We start from the raw sequence: 7172 nt of genomic DNA on the forward strand, positions 1-7172 counted from the left end.
GCTGGCACCAGACCTTGAAAAATCGCATCCTGCTGGAAAACTACTTCCTGCCAGGCGACCTTGAACTCCAGATCGAGGCCTTCATCGAGCACTACAATCACCAGCGCTACCACGAGAGCCTGAAAAACGTCACGCCCGCTGATGCCTACTTCGGCAGGGCGCCAGCCATCATCAAGCAGCGCGAAACCATCAAGCGACAGACCATCGAACATCGACGCTTGCAACACCGCAAGCTCGCCGCCTAAAACCAAACCCCAGACGAGGCCCGCTCTCCGTTAATTTACGCCGCCTGATGTGCCAAATGTTCTGACGACGGACACGATGCCCGGCCGAGCTGGCGCAGCACCTGCTTCACCCCGGCACGCGCATTGCCGATTGCGTGCATCTGGCGGTTCAGCGCGGTTGAAACATTCACCCCTTCGATCATGGCCATCAGCTATCCCCCCGGAGCACCGAGCAGGTCCCCTGTCCTGCGCGTATGGAGTCCGGCGCGGATTGAGTCCGGCGCGGACGGAGCGCAAGGTGTGCGCCGTTTGTGCTCTCGATCGGCCGGCGCGGCAAGCCGTTTGCAGGCCCGATCGCGACCGGTATCAGGCGGCGGGCGCGTCCTGGTGCGTCAGGCCATGGTGGCGCAAATACCATTTCTGGAATGTTTCCAGCCCGCGTTCCTGCGTCGAATAGCGCCCGGGGGTGTAACGGTGCGACAGGATGCCGGTCTGGTTGTCTTCGGTAATGGTCTTGTCCTGCAGCGTGGTGCGATCCCAACCCCAGATCATCTTGTCGACGTCGTACCCTTCGGCCTTGCCGTCGACCAGCCACAGGATATCGACATCGGTGGTCATCGCGGTGCGCGGGGTAAAGCGGAACAGCATCGCAAAATCATTGTCGGCAACGATATGGCTCATCGGGCTGAACGCCAGGTGCATCCGCCCGAAGTCCCAGTCCTTGCGCTTGCCCATCAGGCTTGATGCGGGCAGGCCGTCGGCGGTTTCGCTGATATAGCCTTCGCGCATCGTGCGCTGCATCAGCAGGCGCAGGTGCGAAGATTCCGGGCCATCATCGACATTGCCCAGCGGCCGGCCCATCGCGGCGGCCTTTTCCTCCCACGCGGCCAGGACGGGGCCATAGCTTTCCATCGCTTCGTTGGGGCCAGAGCTTGGCCCGGCGCCCACCGCGAGCAGCGCGTCGGCCGGGTGCATCGAGCAGAATTCCGGGTGCGCGGGCTGGCAATGGTAGCATTCGAGGAAATTTTCGACGACCAGTTTCCAGTTCGCCGCAGTGGGATAGCGGCCGATATGCGCGACTTTGGCATCGGCAAAGCCGTGGTAATCGAGAATGGCGTCAAATTCGCCGAATGTGGCGTCAAAATCGTCGGGCGCGTCTTCGCTCAGGTTGACGAAGATCAGGCCGTGAAACACGCGGACATGCGCGGCAAACAGGCCGTTGTCTGCCTTGTCGAAATCATCGGCCATCAGCCGCGCCGAAATCAGCGCGCCATCAAGCCCGAATGTCCAGGCGTGGTAAGGGCAGACCAGCCGGCGGGCGTTGCCCTGTTCGGCCGAACAGAGCGTCGAACCGCGGTGCCGGCACACGTTGAAAAACGCGTTGACCGCATTTTTGGTGTCACGGATCAGGATGATCTGTTCCTGGCCCACTTTGAACAGCACATAGTCGCCCGCATTGGGGATCTGCGAAACGTGGCCGGCCAGAATCCATTTGCGCGTGATGATTTCGCGCATGTCGTCGGCAAAGATCGCCTCGCTGGTGTAGAACTGGCGGGGCAGGCTGTACCCGGCGCGCAGGCCCGCGGCGGAGGAAAGCAGGGTGTCGGACATCAGCACTTGATCCTTGCGCCAGTGGGGTCGAACAGCGGTTTGAGCGAGGCCACGGCACGGTGGCGAACGCCGGCAATCTCGATTTCGTAATGATCGGCACCGATCGCGCCGACCACACCGCCATCGGGCGCGGTAACATAGCCGAGCGCACAGGCCGCACCCAGGCCGTGCGCATACATGCCCGATCGCACATAGCCGGCAATCCGGTCACCCTGCCAGATCGGTTCGTTGTGATAGAGCATCGGCGCCGGGTCGTGCAGCAGGAACTGGACCAGCCGCTGGCGCAGCCCTTCGGCCTTTTGCCGCAGCAGCGCCTCGCGCCCGATAAAGCCGCCGGGCTTGTCCATCCGCACGGCAAAGCCAAGGCCGGCCTCAAGCGGGGTATCCTCGTCGGTGATGTCATGGCCCCAGTGGCGATAGCCTTTTTCCATGCGCAGCGCGTTCAGCGCGTGATAGCCGCAATGTTTCAGGCCAAATGCGGCGCCATGGGCGACGATTTCATCATGGACGCCGGCCATGAATTCGGTCGGCACATAGATTTCCCAGCCGAGCTCGCCCACATAAGTGATGCGGCTGGCGCGCACGAGCGCATAGCCAAGCTCGATCTCGCGGCTGGTGGCAAAGGGAAAACCGGCGTCGGACAGATCATCGGGGCTCAATGCCTGAAGCAGATCGCGCGATTTGGGCCCCATGATCGAAATCACCCCCATCGCCGAGGTGACATTGGTCAGCACCGCATGGGCATCATCGGGGATATGGCGTTTCAGCCAGTCGAAATCGCGCACTTCGGTCTCGGCGCCGGTGACAATCAGGAACGCGGTCGCGCTCAGCCGGGTAACGGTCAGGTCAGCCTCGATCCCGCCCTTTTCATTCAGCCACTGGGTATAGACCAGCCGGCCCGGCGCGACATCGACATCGTTGGCGCAGACCCGGTTGAGCACGGCGCAGGCATCGCGCCCTTCCAGCCGGAATTTGCCGAACGAAGACTGGTCGAACAGGCCGACATCATGGCGCACCGCATGGCATTCGGCCGCGCAATTGTCGAACCAGTTCTGCCGGCCATAGGAATAGCGGTATTCGGGCGTGGTGCCCGCGTCGCCATACCAGTTGGCGCGTTCCCAGCCATAGGCCTCACCAAAGCAGGCCCCGGCCGCGGCCAGCCGGTCGTGCAGCGCCGATTTGCGCACACCGCGTGCGGTGGCATACTGCTTGAACGGATAGTGGGTCGCATAAAGCAGCCCCAGGCTTTCGGTCACGCGTTCGCGCAAATATTTGCGGTTGATCTGGAACGGCATGTTGCGGCGCACGTCGACCGTCCACAGATCGGCCGGCGGAATGCCGTCGCGGATCCATTCGGCCATGACTTTGCCCACGCCGCCGGCCGATTGCAGGCCGATCGAATTGAGCCCCGCAGCGACAAAGCACCCTTTCAGCTCGGGACTTTCGCCCAGGTGATAGCGCACATCGGGGGTGAAGCTTTCGGGGCCGCAGAAGAATTTCTGGATGCCGGCGTTTTCAAGCGCCGGCACGCGGCGCATGGCATCCATCAGCATCGGTTCGAAATGGTCAAAGCTGCCGGCGATTTCGTCAAAGCAGAAATCTTCGGGAATGCCGTCCATGCCCCAGGGCCGGGCATTGGGTTCGAACGCGCCAACCAGCAGCTTGCCCGCATCGTGCTTGAAATAGCCGCAGTGGTCATAATCGCGGATCACCGGCAGGCCGGGATCGAGCCCGGCGACGCCTTCGAACAGCACATAATAGTGTTCGCAGGCGTGCAGCGGTACTGTCACGCCGATGCTGGCAGCCAGATCGCGAGTCCACATGCCGCCGGCCAGCACGACATGATCGGCTTCGATCGGCCCGAATTCGGTATCGACCCCGGTCACGCGCGTGCCGTCGTGGCGGATTTTGGTGACTTTGGTGTTTTCGAAAATGCGTGCGCCACGGTTGCGCGCGCCCTTGGCCAGGGCCTGGGTGATATCCACCGCATTGGCATAGCCGTCGCTGGGGATATGGATGCCGCCGACAATGTCATCCACGTTGACGATCGGCGCCAGCGCGCGGATCTCTTCGGGCGAAATCACGTGTACCGGCAGGTCGAACACTTTGGCCATCGATGCGCTGCGCTTCAGCTCTTCAAAGCGTTCGGCATTGGTCGCCATCGAAATCGATCCGCACTGGCGATAGCCGGTGGCCTGGCCGGTTTCGGCCTCAAGCCCGCGGTAAAGCTCGCCGGTATATTTGGCGAGCTTGGTCATGTTGATGCTGGGGCGCAACTGGCCGACCAGGCCCGCCGCGTGCCAAGTGGTGCCGCTGGTCAACGCCTTGCGTTCCAGCAGGACGACATCGTCAAACCCGATCTGGGTCAGGTGATAGGCGATCGAGCAGCCGATCACCCCGCCGCCGACAATCACCACGCGCGCTTTTTTGGGAAGGTCTGCCACGATTTCAGGCTTTCATGCGGGCGTTGTCAGGGTCGAACGCGGGCGCGCCCAATACGGTGGCCGCGCGGCGCTCGCCCTGCAAAATGATGTCGAACTGCGCGCCCGGGGCGGCATGATCATGCGGCACGCAGGCAAAGAACAGGCTTTTGCCCGTGCGGTGCCCATATCCGCCCGAGGTGGTGAGGCCGATGCAGGCATCGCCCACCATGCACGGTTCGGCGCCGCGCGCATCGGTATCGATGGCGTCAACTTCGCCATAGACGATGCGAAACCGGTCTGGCGCGGCGAGCGTGGCGGCCTTGCCAACAAAATCGTCCTTTTTGAGCGCCAGGAACCGCGGCATGTCCGCCTCGATCATGGTCAGCTCGTTGGTCAGTTCCGAACCCCAGCCTTTGTAGGCCTTTTCCATGCGCATGGCGTTCACCGCATAGAGCCCGTAATTGGCCACGCCCAGCGGCTGCCCGGCGGTCCACAGCGCGTCATAGAGCGCGGGCAAGTCGGCCATTGCCGGGTGCAGTTCCCAGCCCAGTTCGCCAACGTAAGACACGCGCAGCGCGCGGCAACGCACCCCGGCAATGGTGATTTCGCGCCCGCAAAGATAGCGGAAGGCATCGTTGCCCAGGTCCGCATCGGTCAGCGGCGCAAGCAGATCGCGCGACCGCGGCCCGCTGACCACCAGCACGCCGCGCGCATCGGTAACATTGGCGATGGTCACGCGTTCGTGCGGCAGGCGCGCCTGCGTCATGTGATCCCGATCGCGCAGTTCGGCGGCGGCCGCCGACAGGCAATAGAAATGATCGTCGGCCAGCCGCGTCACGGTCATTTCGCCCGCGATCCGCCCGGCATGCGACAGCAGGTGGACCAGGCCGATGCCGCCGGCGCGCACCGGCATGCGATTGGCGCAGATGCGGTTCAGGAATGCTTCGGCATCGGGGCCGGTGACGTCATATTTGGCAAAGCCGCTCAGATCGAGCAGGCCGACCCGTTCGGTGACGGCGGCGCACTCGGCGGCAACCACGTCGAACACGTTGGTCCGGCCATAGCCGCCCTGTTCCTCGCGCCCATCGGTGGAAAACCATTTGGGCCGTTCCCAGCCAAAAGTTTCACCATAGGCCGCGCCCGCAGCGCGCAGCCGGTCATGGATCGGGCTGGTGCGGCGGGGGCGGCCATCGGGCTCTTCCTCACCCGGCAGGCGGGTGGTGAAAGTCATCCGGTAATCGAGGAAGACTTTGGCCCGGCTGTAATCGGTATCAGCGAACGCGCCATAGCGGCGGGGGTCGAATTCGACCATGTTGATCTCGGCATCGCCGTGGAGCATCCACTGCGCCAGATATTTGCCCGCGCCGCCGCCCTGCGCGATGCCGAACGACGTGCCGCAGCAGTGCCAGAAATTGGTCAGCCCTGCGGCCGGCCCCAGCAGCGGGCCGCCATCGGGGGTGTGCGGGATCGCGCCGTTGATCACGCTGCGGATGCCGACTTCGCCAAACACCGGCATGCGCTCTATCGCGCGTTCCAGCCAAGGGGCGATGCGGTCGAGATCGCCCTGAAACAGTTCGCTGGTCGATTCCCAGCGCGGCTGGCCGCCCGGCGCCCAAGCTTCGGCCAGATCGGTGTTTTCGTAAACGCCGATCAGCCCGCTTTTCTGTTCCTGGCGGAAATAGCCCGATACCCAGGGGCAGCGCATCACCGGGATTTCCGTGTCGCGCTCCTTGAACGCGGGGATCGGGTCGGTGACGATATAGTGGTGTTCCATGTTGGTGACCGGAATGTCGATTCCGGCCATCTGCGCCACCGCGCGGGCATAGCAGCCGGCGGCGTTGACCACGGTGCCGGCGCGCACGGTGCCTTGTTCGGTTTGCACATCCCATTCGCCCGAGGGCAGCTGGGTCAGCCCGGTCACGCGGTTTTTCCGCTGGATGGTTGCACCCATCGCCTTTGCGCCGATTGCCAGCGCGTTGCAGATGCCCGAAGGATCGGCGTGGCCATCATCGGTGGTATAGCCGCCGGCGATCACGCCTTCGGTGGTGACAAAAGGGTTGATCCGGCGGATTTCTTCGGGGCTGATGATGTCCATCGAAAAGCCGATGATTTTCGAATAGCCCTGAATCTGGCGCAGCCAGGCGAGCTCGCGCTCGTTGGTGGCAAAGCGGATGCCGCCCGATTTGTGCCAGCTGACATAGTGGCCGGTCAGCCCCTCCAGCCGGGGATAGAGCGCGTTGCTGTATGCATGCATCTTCGCCAGGTTGAAACTGCCGGTGATGCTGGGGCACTGACCTGCGGCATGCCAGGTTGAACCGGACGTCAATTCGTCCTTTTCGATCAGCAGCGTATCGGTGCAGCCCAGTTCCGCAAGGTGATACAACAAGCTGGCGCCCATGATGCCGCCGCCGATAATGACGATTTCAGCGCTGGTTTTCATCCGCTCCCCAAGGCGTTCGCATGTGTTCAAGGTGCCGACTATGGCCGCGCACCGGGTGTGCGACAATTCAGATATTGTGCCCGAATGCCCAAAATTTTTTGAGGCGCAGGCAACCGGCCGGGCAGGGATCGATCCGGATCAAAAAGGGTGCGAACCGGCGGCGGGAACCTGTTAGCCGACATTTCCCAGATGGCCCCCAAGAGAAGGCCGATTGAGGGCACGATTGCCGTATGGGATGGCATTGCGCAACCGGATTTTGGCGTGCTGGCGCTTTCAGCCGCTCCTTGACGCTCCAATCTGGCAATAGGTCTGGTCGGCCCGCGCAAAAAGCGTGATTTTCACGGAAGCCGGACGCAACTTGCCTGTCGGTGCCGATGCAGGGCTCAGAGCTTGCGGTCAGCATTGGGTCGGTGCTCGACAACGCAGATCAGCGATGTTGGCAAGAATACGGCGGAATAGGTCGCGTGGCACCGC

5 protein-coding genes are annotated in these 7172 nt (G+C 62.9%); 1 reads left to right on the forward strand and 4 read right to left on the reverse strand.

All coding sequences use genetic code 11. The annotated features are described in order from the left end of the window. The coding region (locus tag G404_RS0116965) for an integrase core domain-containing protein (protein ID WP_028642121.1) at positions 1 to 245 on the forward strand (245 nt) is incomplete at its 5' end. A gap of 35 nt (positions 246 to 280) precedes the next feature. Here the strand turns inward: G404_RS0116965 and G404_RS20505 are convergent. The 4 genes from G404_RS20505 to G404_RS0116985 all read right to left on the reverse strand — a co-directional run bounded on the left by G404_RS20505 (position 281) and on the right by G404_RS0116985 (position 6698). Continuing rightward, the gene (locus G404_RS20505) at positions 281 to 433 is read right to left on the reverse strand and encodes a hypothetical protein (protein WP_156906366.1); all 153 of its coding nucleotides are present in this window, start codon (positions 431 to 433) and stop codon (positions 281 to 283) included. 157 nt (positions 434 to 590) lie between these two features. Then, positions 591 to 1835, reverse strand: coding sequence for an aromatic ring-hydroxylating oxygenase subunit alpha (locus G404_RS19590; protein ID WP_156906367.1), 1245 nt, complete (start codon positions 1833 to 1835; stop codon positions 591 to 593). Continuing rightward, positions 1835 to 4279 (reverse strand): GcvT family protein, encoded by a 2445-nt coding sequence (locus G404_RS0116980; protein WP_028642122.1) that lies wholly within the window; start codon positions 4277 to 4279, stop codon positions 1835 to 1837. The genes G404_RS19590 and G404_RS0116980 overlap by 1 nt, the downstream gene beginning before the upstream one ends. Positions 4280 to 4283: 4 nt before the next feature. Continuing rightward, a complete protein-coding gene (locus tag G404_RS0116985; RefSeq protein WP_028642123.1) occupies positions 4284 to 6698 on the reverse strand; it encodes an FAD-dependent oxidoreductase in 2415 nt (804 codons plus the stop codon). Between the last annotated feature and the right edge of the window lie 474 nt (positions 6699 to 7172).

Origin of the sequence: Novosphingobium acidiphilum DSM 19966 (assembly GCF_000429005.1) — a bacterium.
Taxonomy (GTDB): domain Bacteria; phylum Pseudomonadota; class Alphaproteobacteria; order Sphingomonadales; family Sphingomonadaceae; genus Novosphingobium; species Novosphingobium acidiphilum.